Source organism: Methylocaldum sp., assembly GCF_035627495.1.
Taxonomy (GTDB): domain Bacteria; phylum Pseudomonadota; class Gammaproteobacteria; order Methylococcales; family Methylococcaceae; genus Methylocaldum.
This window is the reverse complement of sequence record NZ_DASPLO010000022.1, coordinates 1-16108: the sequence shown is the minus strand read 5'-3', so window position 1 is coordinate 16108 and position 16108 is coordinate 1. Positions and strand designations below refer to the sequence as shown.

The following is a 16108-nucleotide window of genomic DNA, read 5'->3' as shown; positions in this document are numbered from 1 at the left end:
GCATTGCCGGGTAAAAGTGCCCTGCGTGGAATTGGGGTAGCCGAAGACGGTGCGCACACCCTACAGCGCGAAAGCGCGGTATGTCCTACCGCAAAGTCGAGTCGAATGCGGCTGCGGTTTGCTCGGAAACAGGGGCCAGAAGCAACGGCAGGTCGACGACGAATTCGCTTCCCTGACCCTGCCCGGCGCTGAAGGCTTCGATGCGTCCCCCGTGCAGCTCGACCAGACGCTGAACCAGGGTGAGTCCGATGCCCAAGCCCCCTTGACTCCGGTCGAGAGAGCGCTCCCCTTGGGTGAAGAGCTCGAAAATATGCGGCAAAAGCTCGGGGGCGATCCCCACACCGGTGTCCCGGATGCGGATGAGCGCCCGGTCCCCCTTGACCTCGGTGCGGAGTGAAATAAAACCACCTTCTTCGGTGTACTTCGCGGCATTGTTCAAGAGGTTGGCTACGACTTGGATCAATCGGGTCGCATCTCCCACGATCAGGAGGGGATCTGGCGAAATGTCGACCGCAAGCTGGTGCCGGCGGGATTCGATCAAGGGCCGGACCGCCTCGACCGCCCGCTCGACGACGGTATTGAGGGGGATGGGTTCTTTTCTCAGCGTTACCTTGCCTTGGGTGATGCGGGAGACGTCCAGCAAGTCGTCCACGAGCCGCGCGAGATGGATCACCTGCCGGTCGATGATCTCCTGGGCGCTTCGGAGCTTCGGCTCGTCAGGGCCGAGTTTTCGAATTAACTGGGCGGCGTTGCGGATCGGCGCGAGAGGGTTGCGGAGCTCGTGGGCCAGCATGGCGAGAAATTCGTTTTTCCGCCGATCGGCCTCGCGGAGCGCCGTCATGGCCCGGGTGCGCTCCCAGGCCATGGCGGTAAAAAGGCAGAGCGTCCGGAGAAATTCGATCTCCTCCGGCTCGAAGCGGTCGCGCCGGCTGCTGGCGAACGAAAGGGTGCCGAGTACGCGCCCATCACCCGCCATGAGCGGATGGCAGGCATAGGCGCGTACGCCCGCGCTGCGGAGGAAAGTGCCCCTGGGGTCCTTCTCGATCTGCGCGGTATCGGCGATCAGCGGGATGCCCGTGGCGGCGACCGTGCCGCACAAGATCTCGCTGAAATCGAATCGCTCCGCGGAGGACAGCAGCACCTCGGGAATACCATGGGAGGCTATCAGCCTTAAGCTCCGGCTGTTCTCGTCGACTCGGTAGTTGAGGCCCACGTCGGCATCGAGCAGGGCATGTACTTTTTCGAAAACCATCCGGCTCAGCTCCGCGTCGGTGGTTTGGTCGTCCAGCGCCGCGCGGCTGATGGCCAGCAGCTCGGTCTGCCGTTCGCTGTGGCGGCGCAGTGCCAGTTCGGCCCGCTTGAGTTCCGTGATGTCTTGAGTAGTCCCGAATGCGCCCAGCAGCGTTCCTCGGTCGAACTCCAACTCAGCCTTTTCTCGGACCCAGCGGATCTCGTCCCCGACGACGATGCGGTGCTCGATGTCGTAAGGGGCGCTGCGGAGGGCCGCCTTCCACTTCCAGTGGACGTACTTTCGGTCGCTCGGGTGGACGCAGTCGAGAAACGTCTGATAGGTCAGGGGCGTGCCCTTGGGTATGCCAAAAATCCGATGGTTCTCGTCCGACCAGATTAATTCGTTGCGCCGGACATTTAGCCTCCAGCTTCCGATCCTACCGACGGTCTGAGCACGGTTCAGATCGCGTTGGCTTTGTTGCAACGCTTTTTCGGCCTCTTTGCGCACGGAAATATCGTGGGCGATTCCGAGATAGCCGGCGATAGCGCCATTTTTATCGCGCATCACCGAAAACGAAAGATGGGCGGGGAAACGGCTGCCGTCCTTGCGAATCAGGCTCCACTCGACTTCCGTAGCTCCACGCGCTTCGGCTAGTGCAATCAAAACCTCGAAGTTCCGTGAAACGCGGCGGCCGAGCGTATGGGCGAGCGCTTCGACATGAGTTTCAAGCTCCGCGGGGTCATGAAAAATGAGCGGTGTTTCCTTGCCGATGATTTCGTCGGCGCCATAGCCGAGAGCCTTCTCCGCGGCTTTGTTGATCGTCTGTATGACGCCTTGCGGATCGACCGAGACGATATAGTAATTGGCCCCGTCCAGAATCGCCTGCTGCAATCGGAGCGTGTCGCTCAAGGTCGCCGTGCGTTCGGCCACTTCCTTCTCCAGATGGTCACGGGCCTCTCGCAGCGCGGCTAGCGCTTGCCGCCACTGGTTCGCCAGGGCGCCCAGCACCAGTCCCGAGAGCGAGATTATGACAACCAGGGATTGCACCAGGAGCGCCCGGTCGGAAACCGCAAACTCCGGTTCCGCGAACGCGCCTTGTCCCAAGGCCGTATAGCGTGCGGCGATCACTCCGAGCAGGAGAACCGCAAACGAAACGCCAGGAATGCCGAAACGCACTCCCATCCAGAGCAGCGGCGGCATGATGACGTAGGTGAAGGGAATGCGATCGGTGAAAACGGCAAAGGTCAGGGTCACCACCGATAGCAAAGCTGCGAGTGCCTCGATCCGTCGGGCAGGGGATATCTCGCGCCAGTACCTGTGATGTGCCCGCACTGTAATGCAAAGGGGAACCATCACCAAGATGCCCGCCATGTCGCCCGTCCACCACGTCAGCCAAACCGCGGCGAACGGTTCGCCGTAAACCAAAGCCACGGCCGCCGTCCCCGCCGTGGCGCCGATGGTGGTGCTCAGCAAGGCTCCCAGCCCGGTCAGCGCCACCACATCGCGCACAGTTTCCAGTTGTAACGGAATGCCGACGGCACGGCCCAATAGCCATGCGCCCGTCAAGACCTCCAAGGTGTCGCCGATCGCAAAGGCGACGCCTACCGCAGGAGGCTGACCGAACGCTATGAGGTTGACCCCGATATTAACCGCGAGCGCCGTCAGAATGAATGCCGGCCAGAGGTTCGGAGGGCGGCTGGCGAGCGCCGCGAGGTAAAACCCGCTCGGCAGCCAAAACGCAACGAAGTGGTAGGGTTCGGGGGACGCCCAATGACTGAGCACCGCGACAATGAAATAACCGACGCCGAACCCGAGCAGTGATCGGAATGACAGCCACAGCCGGCCCGGCTTCCTGCCGGATGAAAACCTTTTGCTACGCATACTTAGAGTAGTACTCCGTCCCGTTCAAACAGTTCCCCTAAGGCTCGTCTCAATCCCCGATTGTTTCGGCACGATTCGTTCATCGTACGATCACGGTGCAACTTGCGCAATCGATCCGGGCGGCTCGAATCGGCCCAGCAAGATGCGGATGAGATTCGCAAAAAACATCGGTCGCGGCAGACGATCTTAGGGTGATTTTCCGGCCCAAAGCTTGCCTGTATGATGGATTCGGTCGAGTTCCCGCAACGGTTAACGAATACTGAGGCTTGTATAGGAGGGTTGAATGGCGACGGTTAAGGTGAAAAAGCTTAATGAATCGACTTTCGAGGTAACGGTAGAGGCACAGGCCACGACGACGCACACCGTCACCGTTGACCCGGGATATGCCGCCAAACTGACGGATGGAAAAGTGCCGGTCGAACGTTTAGTACAGCGTTCGTTCGATTTCTTGCTGGAGCGGGAGCCGAACACCAGCATTCTGCGCCGCTTCGACCTGCCGGTGATCGGCCGCTATTTCCCGGAATATGAGCGGACGATCAAGAACATGCTCGCCTGAAAGGTTGTGAAAAAACCTACTGCGCGTCCCGCCTCCGCGCCTGCGATGCTCAACGTACGCCTTTGTACGCCTGCGCTTCTCGACGCGGGGTCGGGCCGCTCGCTACGGTTTTTTCACAACCTCTGAACCCATTCGGCTGTCGCTGTTATTTTGCGAGGCCGAGCGGTTCCGGATGCGCCGGTAAAGTCGTATCCAGATCGTCCTTGAGCGCGACCCCGGAAATCCGGCGGTGCATGGCTTCCTCGGTCAAGTAGAGCAGCTTCGCGGCGGCGATCAAATCCTGGTTGCGCATGATCTTCGACACCGCCGCGGCCATTTCGGGCATCAGGCCCGCGCGAATCTTGGCGATTTCGTCGTCGGCGGTGGTGTCGGAGAGCAGCCACTCGCGAAACTCGCCGACCGTCAACGCTGAGATGGGCACGAACGCCGCGCTGTCGCGAGTCTCAAGGATCAATCGGGTGACCTCGTCGTCGTCAGCCGGAATCAGGGGTTCTGTAAGGAACTGATTCAACGGAACGTCGGCCAACACCCGCTGCGCGATAGCCCGCTCCTCCTCCGACCCGGCCGCGATCCCAGCCAACTCGTCCGCCAAGCGGAGCGGGGAGGCTTTCCCCAGCAAGGTTTTCAGATCGGTGAAGCTGTAGCCGTATCCTTTGATGCTTGCGGTGTATTTCATGGCGGTTCCTGTTTTTCCTTGCCCCACCTTGACTCTTCTCAAAACTATCGATCTTTGTAGGCCGGGATAAGGCGATAGCCGTTCCCGGCATAGCCGCATTTTGCCGGATACGCGGAGCTTGTCCTGAGCGAAGTCGAAGGGCTTATTCCGGCCTACCACTACCACTGAGGTAATGATGCCACAATAGCCGGGCCGCCACTGCCCGCCAAGGCCTCCAGCTTTCTGCGATCGCCGTCATGACGTTGGGGTCCGGCCGCGATGACAGGCGCTTTACATCCTGTACCGCCAACATCAACCCCAGATCTCCGCCGGGCCAGACGTCCGGCCGGCGCAGCGCCATCAAAAGATAAATATCCGCCGTCCAAAGGCCTATTCCCTTGAGTTTCGTCAGCCGGGATCTTGCCGTTTCATCGTCCAGGGAGTCCAGTTCCCCAAGGTCGAGCCGGCCCTCGGCAATCGATTGGGCGAGATATCGGCCATAGGCAATCTTCTGGCGGCTGAATCCGATCTTGCCGAGCGCGATATCGTGAAGGGCAAGAAATCCCTCGGGTGTGAGCGGCGCCACCGAAGCGAGCAATCGTTCGTAAGTGGCGCGCGCCGAGGCGAGCGAGACCTGCTGTTCGAGAATGATGCGAATCAGCGTGGAGAAACCGGGCTCCCGCGCCCACATCGGCGGCCGGCCGATCTCGGCGTACAGCGTTGCCAGATCCGGATCGCGTGCCGATAAATCATCGAGAGCGATCTCCAGGTCCGTTTCCGTTAGTATTTTCGGAACAGCAATCGGCGGATACCCCGAGAAATCGGCGGCTGCACTAGCGTAGCCGCCTGAGCCCTATCGTTTTTACAAGGCCACGGTAACGGTCTTGACCTCGGTGTAGTTGTCCAGCGCGTAACTTCCGAGTTCGCGTCCGATACCCGACATCTTGAACCCGCCGAAAGGCGCGGCGGTGTCGAAAACATCGTAGCAATTGATCCACACCGTTCCTGCTTTCAGTTCTGCGGCCAGGCGATGGGCCTTGTTGATGTCCTTGGTCCATACGGCGGCCGCCAGACCGTACATCGTTCGGTTGCCGTGCCCGATGACTTCGTCCACGTCCTTGAAAGGAATCATCGACAGCACCGGCCCGAAGATTTCCTCGCGCGCGATTTTCATATCCTCGCCGACATCGGCGAAGACAGTGGGCTCGATGAAAAAGCCCTGGTTGCCGACCCGGCTGCCGCCGGTCAAAAGCTTTGCACCTTGCTCTTTACCGGAATGGATATAGCCCATGATCTGGTCGAACTGCTCCTGGCTGACCTGTGGTCCCTGGGTGGTTTTCGGATCGAACGGATCGCCCACGACCTGTGTCCGGGTCCGCTGAACCAGCTTTTCGGCGAAGTCGTCGTAAATGCTCTTTTCCACGAAAACACGGGAGCCGGCGCAGCAGCACTGCCCTTGATTGAAGAAAAGCCCGAGAAACGCGCCTTCGAGCGCGGCATCCAAATCGGAATCGGCGAAAACGATATTCGGGCTTTTCCCGCCGAGTTCCAGGGTGACGCGTTTCAGGTTCGAGCGGCCGGCGGCCTGCATGATGAGCTTGCCCACTTCGGTCGAGCCGGTGAAGGCCACCTTGTCGATGTCCATGTGGCTGGCGATCGCGGCTCCGGCGGTTTCGCCGAACCCGGGAACGATATTGATGACACCTTCCGGAATGCCGGCTTCCAGGGCCAGTTCGCCCATCCGAAGCGCCGTCAGCGGCGTTTGCTCGGCGGGCTTGAGCACGATGGTGCAGCCGGTCGCTAGAGCCGGGCCCCATTTCCACGCTTGCATCAGGAGCGGAAAGTTCCACGGGATGATTTGCCCTACCACGCCGACCGGTTCGTGGCGGGTGTAGGTGAAGAAGGGACCATTGATCGGAATGGTCTTGCCCTCGATCTTGTCCGCCCAGCCCGCGTAATAGCGGTAACACTCGATAGTCAGGGGCAGGTCGGCCGACTTGCTTTCGCTGATCGGTTTGCCGTTGTCGAGCGTTTCGAGCGCCGCCAGTTCGTCGAAGTTACGCTCGATCAGGTCCGCCAGGCGGTACAGGCAACGTCCCCGTTCGCGCGCGTTCATTTTCCGCCAGGGGCCTTCCTCGAAAGCCTTGCGGGCGGCACGAACGGCTTTGTCCACGTCTTCGCGGTCGCCTTCCGCGACGCGGGCAATCACCTCGCCCGTCGCCGGGTTGAGCGTTTCGAACGTTTTGCCGCTGGCCGAATCGATCCACTTCCCGTCGATCAGCATTTTCGTCTGCGGGATCTTGATCTGGGACGGGTTGATCTGTTTTGGTTCCGCGCTCATCTGAATTCCCTCGTCGGTTGAGTTGAAGCGGGTCCCGGTTCGCCGAGCCCGCATTTTAGATGTCTGTCGCCGCCGTATCGCACAACAAGCTTTGACAGACGGCGGCGCTTCAAAATCCACGTTATCCGATTACGGATAGGGCCAGCTTAGATTACACCTCTCGCCGGAAGAATCCCGTATCCGGCCTTCACAAGCGGTTTTCGACCACCAAAAACCAGGGGCGCCGTCGATTTGTCGCAGCTGTTGGTGGAAGGGGGAATAGGGGAGATAGGACCGTAGGATGCGGTGAGGAACGAACCGCATCGTTCGCGATTGATGCGGTTCCTGTCGTCACCGCATCCTACGGGCTGCCATAGTGTCCTTCTGAACTCTAACCGTGGAAGCTCAGCCGAAGGGCAAAAGCGCAGCTTTTGACCGGTCGGCTGCAGCGCAAGGGTTGGGCCTCATGCCAGGCCTAGCACCTTGCCAACGACTAGAAGTAGCAGCCCGACCACGAGTGGGGCGACGTAGAGGGTGTGCAATTCCTTCCAGATAGGTTGCTGAGGAACCGATATCGCTTCTTCAATCTGCGTCCTTGTACGACGGTTTGCTGCGCGTAGCGATTCGCGAATTAGCTGATCTTCGATCTGCTCATTTATGCGACGTAATCGTGCTGTGATTCTGTTTGCAGAGCTTATCAGAGAGGCGCCAACGAACACTCCGACGTACCAAAGCATGAATGCTAGGCTCGATGAAGACAGAGGTGCCTTTGGGTCAGGTGTAGGTGCCGTTTCCCAAATTGGCGAGAGGAACTGTGTGTTCGCGTAGATGGCGTACACGAAGCGTTTGACGAGTTGTGCTAGTGGCGCGAGCAAGGGACCGCCTCCGTCGAGGCTGAAGTAAAGGAATTTCAACAATCCGATCACCACGACCGTTGCGCTGAGCGCAATCAATACGTGGCCTCCGAGGCGCCGCCGAGCGACGTTTTGTTTTGCAGTGATGTAATTCATCGAGTGTTTCGTCTGATTGCCCAACGTTCAAGATCAGCGGAAACGCCCTTCGGGAAACTCGACCGGAGCCGGAAACTCCAAATAACCATGGCAACAGAAGAAAGAACCAAAGGGCGTTTTCCGCTGCATCGCAGAGTTAGACAATAATCTGCGCATAGCTCTGGAACATAATTCTGTCGAAGTGAGCACCCGATATGCCACAGGGCTTGCAAACCTTTTCTAAGAGTTCGTTTTCCAAAGCTTTATATTTAATTTTATTGCTTGCAAGGTCTTCTGGAATATCAGCGCCACAATGGTTTAGGATATTCATTATCCGCGTGTCGAACGCGATGGCCTGAGTGATAAGACCAAGGCCGATTAGTAAGTCGCGGGCACCTTTATTCTTGATGTAGGCAAGCTCATCACGGACGACTGCAACCCTCCATACCTCCAATGGAATGGAAGCTACATTTTCAAAGAAGCGAAATGGTCCGCCGTATGAGTTAATGATCTGAAAGTTATAGACTGCCGCCGCCGTTTTGCGACATTCTTCCTTGTCATCAGAAGCATATCGGACACCTGCTTCTAAGAGTTTTCGATTGATCGCAGTGGTTAGTCGTCGATCTGATAGACCAACGAGTTTCTTATACCATTCATCCTTGTTTGGAATTGCACGACTAAGTGCTTGTCCAGATGCCGCACTACCAACCACCGCGATCTGGCCCAAAACTCGCGCCCAGAGTTCGCCGTCGCTTTTGGTTCGCCAGACGTCTGGTATAGGGGCCGAAACGGAAGCTTCGTGTTTCTTTACGAGCGCGATCAGCCTCTTTACTACGTTCGCACTTAACATTGTTCTTACCGTTATTGTCTAACGTAGAAATAACGGGACGCGGTGCAGTGAATGAAGATTAAGCATAGATTGAGACCGCGTTCCCGTTGATTGAAATGTTAGGTGTTTTTCTCATTATCTTTTGTTCTCCGTAAATTTTTCACTCCAAAATATAGTAATGAAGCGCACGCAACACCAAAACCTAACCACAATATAAAAGCGATATTGGGTTGTCGACATCTGAACAGTTCGTGAAACAAGGAGTATTTACCGTCACAAGCAATGAACGCCAAATCAGCGGAGGCAAACATCCACAACAAAAACCACGAAGACGAAAGAAAAAATATGGTGGAGGCAATTAACTGGAATATTCCCCTCATCTTCATAGCTTGTTCATCAACACCTAACTAAAAGTCGACCTCAAAAGCAAAATCGAATCGAGAATCGACCAATATCCAACATTTTTCTTTACGTCAATCTTGAAGTCTAATCCAGCCCAAGTAGGGCAGAATCGGGTGCTTCCTTATCCCAATCGCAAACGGTCGCTTTAGTCGCGACCCTTCCGCCGTATGGAAACAATCCATTCGGCATACCGCGCTAAGAGCTATGCGCCCTGCGCAAATTGGTATGAATTCAAGAACATTAAAGAATGCCCGTCAAAGGTAGCGCCCATTCATTCCCGTGTGTTCCGTAGTCGGAATCTCCGTCCAAGTTGAGCCGGGCGTAAAACGAGCACGTTTTTCGGCCTGAGAGGCGTCTTGACTCATGAGGCGGAGATACTTGAACGATAAAGCAGGCGCGTTGACTGAGTTACGGATAAATAACCCTAGCACAACCCACCGTTTTTGCCGTTCTTATCAACCTGGAAACGCCGTTGGACGCGCCGGAATGCGCGCCGTACCGATGTAAAGAAAGAAACATCTGTGTTATCCGTCATTTACAAGCGGTTTTCGATCACCAAAAACCAGGGTCTTCGAGCGATCGGCTGCAGATGTCCGTTCTTGTCGAGTTTCAAAATGTTCTTGGAAACGGAGTTTCTGACGTTTCCGCCGATGGTTTCCAAGGTCCGTCCATGTTTCTCTACGACGATGTCGCAGTGAAGTTTGGTGTTCTCTATGATTTCCAGGAAAGAGGATTCTGCCGGGGGGGCAATGATCGAGGACCCGCGGCTTGCGCAGACCAGATCGCCCGGACGCGGCTTATAGTTTTTTATGGCTCTGGGTACGAAGCTGGCCTTAGGCATATCGGCGCTGCGGATAATCCGGGAGAGATAGATCCAATGGGCCTCCGAAGGCGGAAACCGGTCCTTGGGCACGCCGGCCGTCGACATGACCCAGCTCACAAAAGCGGCGGACCAGGGTTGCTCGCAGTTTCGTCCGGTGCGATCCGGCATCCCGACCGCTCGCCAATACTGGTTGATCCGTTGAACATAAGGCGATTCGTCCTCCCAGAAACCCACCTGGGGAATGCTTTCCTTGTCGCCGTCATAAATTACCGATTGCTGCCCGAAATAGAGCCATTCGCTAGTGGCGAGCGCGAGAATTCTCGTTTTTATGGGGGGAAGTTCGATGCCGGCGGGGCGAGAGCCGATTTTAGATAAATCCGCCTGTTTTTCGGGTGAGAGACCGCAGGCCGTTAAAGCCAGAAAGACCAGGAGGAAGTAGATTTTCATGGTTGCCGATCATAGGTGATTCTGGGTAGGCTGGGGTGCCGGAAACGCTCTGCTTATTCCGGCCTACACCCGACGAGCTCGATGTAGGCCGGGATAAGCCTGTCCTGAGCGAAGCCTGCCCTGAGCCTTGTCGAAGGGTCGAAGGGGCGGCGCCCGTTCCCGGCACATGGCTAATTCATTCTTACGGAGACAGAGCAAACCGATGATCCATCATATCTCCATTGCCGCCCGGCATCCCGAGCACGTGGCGACGGTCCTGGCGGAATTTCTGGGAGGCCGGGCCTTCCCGTTTCCCGTATTCGCCGGCAGCTACATTGCGCTGACCGATGATCCGCATCGCACCGCGGTCGAGGTGTATCCGCTCGGCACGGAACTCAAGCCCGGTCTTGAGCGCGAAGCGGTCACTACGGTCAATAATGACGCGCCGTCGGCATTCACCGCCACCCATGCCGCCATTTCGGTCGACTTAACCGAGCAACAGATCAAGAACATCGCCGCCCGCGAGAGCTGGCGAGCCGTGACTTGCAATCGAGGCGATCTGTTCGATGTCGTGGAGTTGTGGGTGGAGAACCGAGTGCTGATCGAATTGCTCACCCCCGAAATGGCGCGAGCTTACCTGGATACGATATCGCCAAGGCAATGGGCGGATTTCTTGAAGCAGAATGCGGGCGCGGATTAGCTGGTGAGTTCATCCGGTGAAAGGCAGTGTTATCTCATCGACCTAAAGCCGCCCATCCGGCGCTCTTCTATTTTCACGATCCCATGTGCAGTTGGTGCTGGGCCTTTCGACCGGTATGGCTGAGCGTGCGGACCCGGTTGTCGGCAGCGGTGGAAATTAAACAGGTCTTGGGCGGTTTGGCGCCGGACAGCGCCGTCCCGATGCCGGCGGAGATGCGTCAAAAGATTCAGAACATCTGGCGAACGATAGAACATTCGGTGCCGGGCACCCGATTCAATTTCGACTTCTGGACGAAATGCGTTCCAAGGCGTTCCACCTATCCGGCCTGCCGCGCCGTGATCGCCGCACGCCGCCAGGATGCAGCTTCCGAAGACGCCATGATCTTCGCCATTCAACAGGCGTATTACCTGCAAGCACGCAATCCTTCGGACGATTCGACTTTAGCGGAGTTGGCGGGAGAGATCGGCTTGAGCACGGAACGCTTCGAGGCGGATCTCCGGCATCCGGATACGCAAAGAGATCTGCTCGAAGAAATCCGCCTGGCAAGAGAACTCGGGGTGCGCAGCTTCCCAACTTTAGTTTTGCGCCATGACAAGGGTTATTCGGTAATACCCCTGGACTATCGCGACGCAAACCGGGTTTTAACGGCCGTCACGGCTCTGCTGTAACGGCGACACATTTGCGCTCTTACTCTAAACGGTGTTACAGCTTTTTCCGCACATCATTTTCCAGTTGCCGCCATTGCCCTCCATTCAGCCATTTCTCGCACCAGTGCGCCAATTGCGCCGGGTTGGAGCACATGACCTTATATTCGTTTTTGGCTTGTTCCGGGCCTTCCGTGGGCCACCACGAAAGCGTGTCGAATTGCCGCTGAACATACGCCTTGACCGCCTCGAACGTATCCGCATCGATTTGAATGTGCCGTGTCTTCACAATGGGTCTCCCGTAAAGTCGATCCTGAATCTGCGGTTCCGTCTGTTTTGACGTCTAATCTCCAATAAAGTCACTTTTGGCGATCTTTAAACGAGCTCGGGAGGTATCCATGAAAGCGATGCAATACATCGGTTACGGCGATCCGTCGAAGCTTCGAATGGCCGAAGTGCCCCGACCGAAGCCGTCGCCGGATCAGTTGCTCGTCAAGGTTGCCGCCGGTTCGGTCAATCCTGTCGATTGGAAGCTGCATGACGGCAGCTTGCGCTTTCTCGTTCCGGTGCGGTTTCCGTCCATACCCGGATTCGACCTTGCCGGCGACGTTGTCGAGGCTGGCGCAAATGTCAGACGTTTCCGGCCGGGCGATCGGGTGATGGCGTGTCTGAGCTTTCGAAATTTTGGATCGGCCGCCGAGTTCGCCTTAGTCGAGGAAGGGTTGGCCGCTCTAATCCCAAAAGGAATGAACGACCATGAAGCCGCGGCTTTGCCGCTCGCCGGGTTGACCGCCTTGCAAGCGCTACGCGATCTCGGCCGTCTGCAAAAGGGCCATAGAGTGCTCATCGTCGGCGCCTCGGGCGGCGTCGGACACTATGCCGTGCAAATCGCCAAAGCGCTTGGGGCCAACGTCTTCGCGGTCTGCAGCACCGCGAACGTTTCCTGGGTGCAGGAGCTAGGGGCGGATGAGGTCATCGACTATACCCAGACGGCGGAATTCGGTCCTGCGGCGTCTTTCGACTTGATTTTGGATACCGTGGTTTCGGGGCCTTTCGGGCGGTATCAAGGTTTGCTGAAAGCCGATGGCATTTATGTGTCCACTCTGCCCAAGATCGGTCTGATGGCCCGCTCGTGGGCACTGAAACTTTTCTCGAAGAAGAGAATCAAGACGGTAATGCTCAAGTCCAATGGAGACGATTTGACGTTTTTAAGCACGCTGTCGGAACAAGGGCGCTTACGTTCCGTCATCGACAGCGTGTTCCCTCTATCTCAATTGGATCTTGCACATCGGCGGAGCCAATCGGGACATGCCCGCGGAAAGATCGTTATCGAGGTGCCCAACGCATCGGCCGAGTCGGCCTGACAGCCGCGGGATGCGCAAAAAACCGGGCGTATCAATCCGCCGGGAATTATCGGGAAGGACGTCGTACAATAACCGTTTAACCAGATCTACCCACAGACCTATGCGTATCGATCCAGACGGCAACATGGAATTAACGGCGGAAGAGAACCAAGATCTCATGGATCAACTGGACATACCCGAGAATGAATATGACGATCCACCCGTTGAAATCGAGTGTGTCGGCGTGGAGAACGAAGTCGCCACCTTCAAGGCCACGAACATCAAAACGGGAAAGTCCGTTCAGATGGTATTCGACTTGATGGATGAGGAAGATTAGGTTTTCTTTCCCGAAACGTTGCTTTTCACATGCATTTTTCCGCGCCTACCGAAATCCTCCGGCACTATGCTGACAGTAAACCCAGAGGCTGATCGGTACGGCGCGCCGGTGCCGGCTATGGGCGTACCGCGAAAGGCCCGGATGCGGCCGGTTCGATTCGGGATTTCTTACAGGACGTACTCGGCAACCGACTACAACATGAATCGGTAGTCGTCGAGCTTATGTCGAGCTCCTTCTGCCGAATGCCCGGCCTTCGCCGCTTTCGCGACGTAGCGATCGCGCTATGGCTTGCCTTGGCGCAAACCGCAGCGGCTTACGCCGACTTCGTTCCCTTCGCCGATCAGATCGCCACCAATTTCTATTCTCTGCAATTGCGGGGCATTTCCTTCGAATCCGAGGGACAGCGGGCCGAAGTCTACGTGACCGAAGGGACGATGGATCAAGCCTCTTTCGGCCACATTCGAATCACGGATTTAAATACCGAGTCCATTCTTTTCGAGCAAACCTACGGAGAACTGGGCGGGGTTTGCTGCAGCCCGCAAATTCGGGGAAGTTTTGCGCAGCAGCTCGTGTTGCCCTATGCCACGCCGCTTCAGGTAGACATGAACGGCCAGGAATTTAGCGGAATGTCCGTCATCTACGGCAATACGGTAGTTGCGTCGGGAGGAACCTTTAACAGCCAGTTTCCTTCTTTTTCGACGACCGTGACCGTTAACACGAATGCGCCGCCGAGCGCCGCGGACGATAACGTCAGCATGCTGCCAGACCAGGTGGCGGCGATCGCCGTGCTGAACAACGACAGCGGAGTGCAGCTTCAACTCGGCAGCATTTCAACGCCGGCTCACGGAACCGCGGTCGCAAGCGGCGGTTCCGTGGTCTATACCCCGGATGCGGGATATGTCGGTACGGATACGTTCGTTTACACGGTGACGAATCCGGCGGGCAGCGCCAACGCAACCGTGACGATTACGGTCAATCCCCAACCGCCGAGCGCCGCCAGTCACAGAACCAGCACCACGAGGGGACAACCCGTAACGATCATGGTAGTGGACAGCACTCCGGATCAGATCGCCGTGACCTCGGTGTCCCGCCCGGCCAATGGCACGGCGGCAGTCAGCGGAACTACCCAGGTGGTGTACACGCCGAGAGCGGACTTCGTCGGGGAGGAGAGCTTCACGTACACAATCGGTAATTCGTCCGGCGAGAGCACGGGAACGGTGACTGTAACCGTCGGAAGTACTCTGAGCACCGCCGGCGATCTGGTGCAGCAAGAATCCTTGGCCGGCACGCTTCAGACGATCGTTAACACCGATAGTGCGTCCGAAGCCTTGCAAGAGCGCATTCAAGGCCTCACGGAACTGTTGGATCAACCCGGAGGGCTTGAACTGGTGGCGGAGGCCCTCGGCAGCATCAGCCCGGAGGAAGCCGCCGCCCAGGCCCTGAACGGCGGACGGATCTCGCAAATTCAGGTCGGCAACGTCAATCAGCGGCTGGTCGAATTGAGAACCGGCGGCTCGGGTTTCAGCGTGAATGGATTGACGCTGCGTATCGACGGACAAACGCTGCCCGGTAATTTGTTGGCCTCGATGCTTCCGTTCGGCGGTTCCGGCGGCGGTGCGAGCGGCGACGAGGATATCGATTTCAGCAGGCTGGGCGTTTTCGTGAACGGCCAATTCGAAGTGGGAGACCGAAATACGACGCGTTTCCAAAGGGGATTCAGCTCCAAGGTTTACGGCTTCACGGCGGGCGTCGATTATTGGTTCACCCGGCGATTCTTGATGGGGTTGTCTGCGGGCTACGGCTATACGGAATCCAACACCATTAGAAAAGGGGGCGACCTCGAAATCGACGGCACGACGTTTTCCCTATTCAGCAGCTACCAGCTAACCGATCGGTGGTATCTGGACGTAGTGGCCAACGGCACCTATAACCAATACAGTTCAACCCGGAACATTGCCTATATTGACGCTTTCGGGCCGGTGCGGGCGGCGGCCAAGAGCGACACGAACGGTTGGCAGCAGCGTTACAGCGTCAACAGCGGCTACGATTTTCCCTTGGGCGCATTGACGTTAGGCCTACGCGGGCGTATGGAATACGGACAAACCACCATCGACGGCTACACGGAGCGGGGCGCCGATGCGCTCAATCTGGCGATTGACGCGCAGACGGTGGATTCGGTGACGACTGCCCTGGGCGGTATGATGTCTTATGCGGCCAGCACAGCCGTCGGCGTGTTTGTGTCGCAATTCGACCTGGAGTGGGAGCACGAGTTCGAGAAAGACAGCCGTCTGATCGGCGCCCGTTTTGCCGAAGACGCCGGCGGGAATCGATTCACCGTCCGCACCGATAGTCCGGACCGGGATTATCTCAACCTCAGAACCTCGGTTTCAGCGGTGCTTCCCCATGGCGGATCGGCATTCGTCCAGTACGAGACTTTGGTCGATAACCGCTTCGAAACCCGCCATTCCGTCAATGCCGGCGTGCGGATGGAATTCTAGGGCAATTTCCGGTCCTACGGCGGCTGGCCAGAAAACCGGCATACCATGCTTACCTAGGGAAGCTCTGATTAAGTCCTTCGACAGGCTCAGGACGAACGGTAACGTATTGATTCCGTTCGTGGTGAGCTTGTCGAACCATGAACGGAATCGACTTGTTCAGAGTTTCCCTAGCTACCGGCCCCCTTTGACGGGTTACGGAGACCGGGGTTTCGTAGGGTGGGTTAGGCGCACTCCGGCATAGGCTGGCCGTTGATCACTGCGCTCTGCGTGCGCCGTAACCCACCAGAGCAACTGACTCGCTGGCTTACGCGAAGGTTCCGTGGGGGCGCACCTAAGAGTAATGGTCAAATTTTGTGTACGGGGCGGACTCAGGCGGCGATTTTCTCGGCGTCTTCCCGAACTCCGTCCTTGAACACGACTCCCTCGATAACCTGAGCCAAGCGGGGAATGCCATTGAGTTTTCGCCAGTGCCGC

Annotated in this window: 14 protein-coding genes; 6 read left to right on the top strand and 8 right to left on the bottom strand. The window is 57.4% G+C overall.

From position 1 onward, the window contains the following. Positions 1-85: 85 nt before the first annotated feature. On the bottom strand, positions 86-3112 hold the full coding sequence (locus VEB01_RS02085) for a sensor histidine kinase (RefSeq protein ID WP_324872448.1): 3027 nt from the start codon (positions 3110-3112) through the stop codon (positions 86-88). A 283-nt stretch (positions 3113-3395) separates the two neighbouring features. Here VEB01_RS02085 and VEB01_RS02080 point away from each other — a divergent pair, with 283 nt between their 5' ends. Beyond that, positions 3396-3668, top strand: a complete 273-nt coding sequence (locus tag VEB01_RS02080; protein WP_324872447.1) for a hypothetical protein — start codon at positions 3396-3398, stop codon at positions 3666-3668. A 145-nt stretch (positions 3669-3813) separates the two neighbouring features. Here the strand turns inward: VEB01_RS02080 and eutB are convergent, their stop codons facing one another. The 6 genes from eutB to VEB01_RS02050 form a co-directional block, all read right to left on the bottom strand. Continuing rightward, on the bottom strand, positions 3814-4344 hold the full coding sequence (gene eutB / locus VEB01_RS02075) for an ethanolamine ammonia-lyase subunit EutB (protein WP_324872446.1): 531 nt from the start codon (positions 4342-4344) through the stop codon (positions 3814-3816). Positions 4345-4486: 142 nt separating this feature from the next. Beyond that, positions 4487-5014, bottom strand: a complete 528-nt coding sequence (locus VEB01_RS02070) for a DNA-3-methyladenine glycosylase family protein (RefSeq protein ID WP_324872445.1) — start codon at positions 5012-5014, stop codon at positions 4487-4489. Between the two features lie 171 nt (positions 5015-5185). Beyond that, positions 5186-6664 (bottom strand): aldehyde dehydrogenase family protein, encoded by a 1479-nt coding sequence (locus VEB01_RS02065; protein WP_324872444.1) that lies wholly within the window; start codon positions 6662-6664, stop codon positions 5186-5188. A gap of 443 nt (positions 6665-7107) precedes the next feature. Continuing rightward, entirely contained in the window at positions 7108-7653 is a 546-nt protein-coding gene (locus VEB01_RS02060; RefSeq protein WP_324872443.1) for a YniB family protein, read from the bottom strand. Positions 7654-7789: 136 nt separating this feature from the next. Beyond that, complete coding sequence (locus tag VEB01_RS02055) at positions 7790-8482, bottom strand: hypothetical protein (protein ID WP_324872442.1); 693 nt, start codon at positions 8480-8482, stop codon at positions 7790-7792. A gap of 916 nt (positions 8483-9398) precedes the next feature. Continuing rightward, a complete protein-coding gene (locus VEB01_RS02050) occupies positions 9399-10133 on the bottom strand; it encodes a DUF2272 domain-containing protein (RefSeq protein ID WP_324872441.1) in 735 nt (244 codons plus the stop codon). 202 nt (positions 10134-10335) lie between these two features. Between VEB01_RS02050 and VEB01_RS02045 the strand changes: the two genes are divergently transcribed. Continuing rightward, positions 10336-10812 carry a hypothetical protein gene (locus VEB01_RS02045; protein ID WP_324872440.1) on the top strand — a complete coding sequence of 159 codons (477 nt, stop codon included), beginning with the start codon at positions 10336-10338 and terminating at the stop codon, positions 10810-10812. A gap of 26 nt (positions 10813-10838) precedes the next feature. Continuing rightward, positions 10839-11480: a DsbA family protein gene (locus VEB01_RS02040; protein WP_324872439.1), complete on the top strand. Its 642-nt coding sequence runs from the start codon at positions 10839-10841 to the stop codon at positions 11478-11480. A gap of 34 nt (positions 11481-11514) precedes the next feature. Here the strand turns inward: VEB01_RS02040 and VEB01_RS02035 are convergent, their stop codons facing one another. Further along, positions 11515-11745 (bottom strand): hypothetical protein, encoded by a 231-nt coding sequence (locus VEB01_RS02035; RefSeq protein ID WP_324872438.1) that lies wholly within the window; start codon positions 11743-11745, stop codon positions 11515-11517. A 109-nt stretch (positions 11746-11854) separates the two neighbouring features. Here VEB01_RS02035 and VEB01_RS02030 point away from each other — a divergent pair, with 109 nt between their 5' ends. The 3 genes from VEB01_RS02030 to VEB01_RS02020 all read left to right on the top strand — a co-directional run bounded on the left by VEB01_RS02030 (position 11855) and on the right by VEB01_RS02020 (position 15634). Next, entirely contained in the window at positions 11855-12820 is a 966-nt protein-coding gene (locus VEB01_RS02030; RefSeq protein ID WP_324872437.1) for an NAD(P)-dependent alcohol dehydrogenase, read from the top strand. 100 nt (positions 12821-12920) lie between these two features. Beyond that, positions 12921-13136: a hypothetical protein gene (locus VEB01_RS02025; RefSeq protein WP_324872436.1), complete on the top strand. Its 216-nt coding sequence runs from the start codon at positions 12921-12923 to the stop codon at positions 13134-13136. 221 nt (positions 13137-13357) lie between these two features. Further along, complete coding sequence (locus VEB01_RS02020; RefSeq protein ID WP_324872435.1) at positions 13358-15634, top strand: autotransporter domain-containing protein; 2277 nt, start codon at positions 13358-13360, stop codon at positions 15632-15634. Positions 15635-16108: the final 474 nt, after the last annotated feature.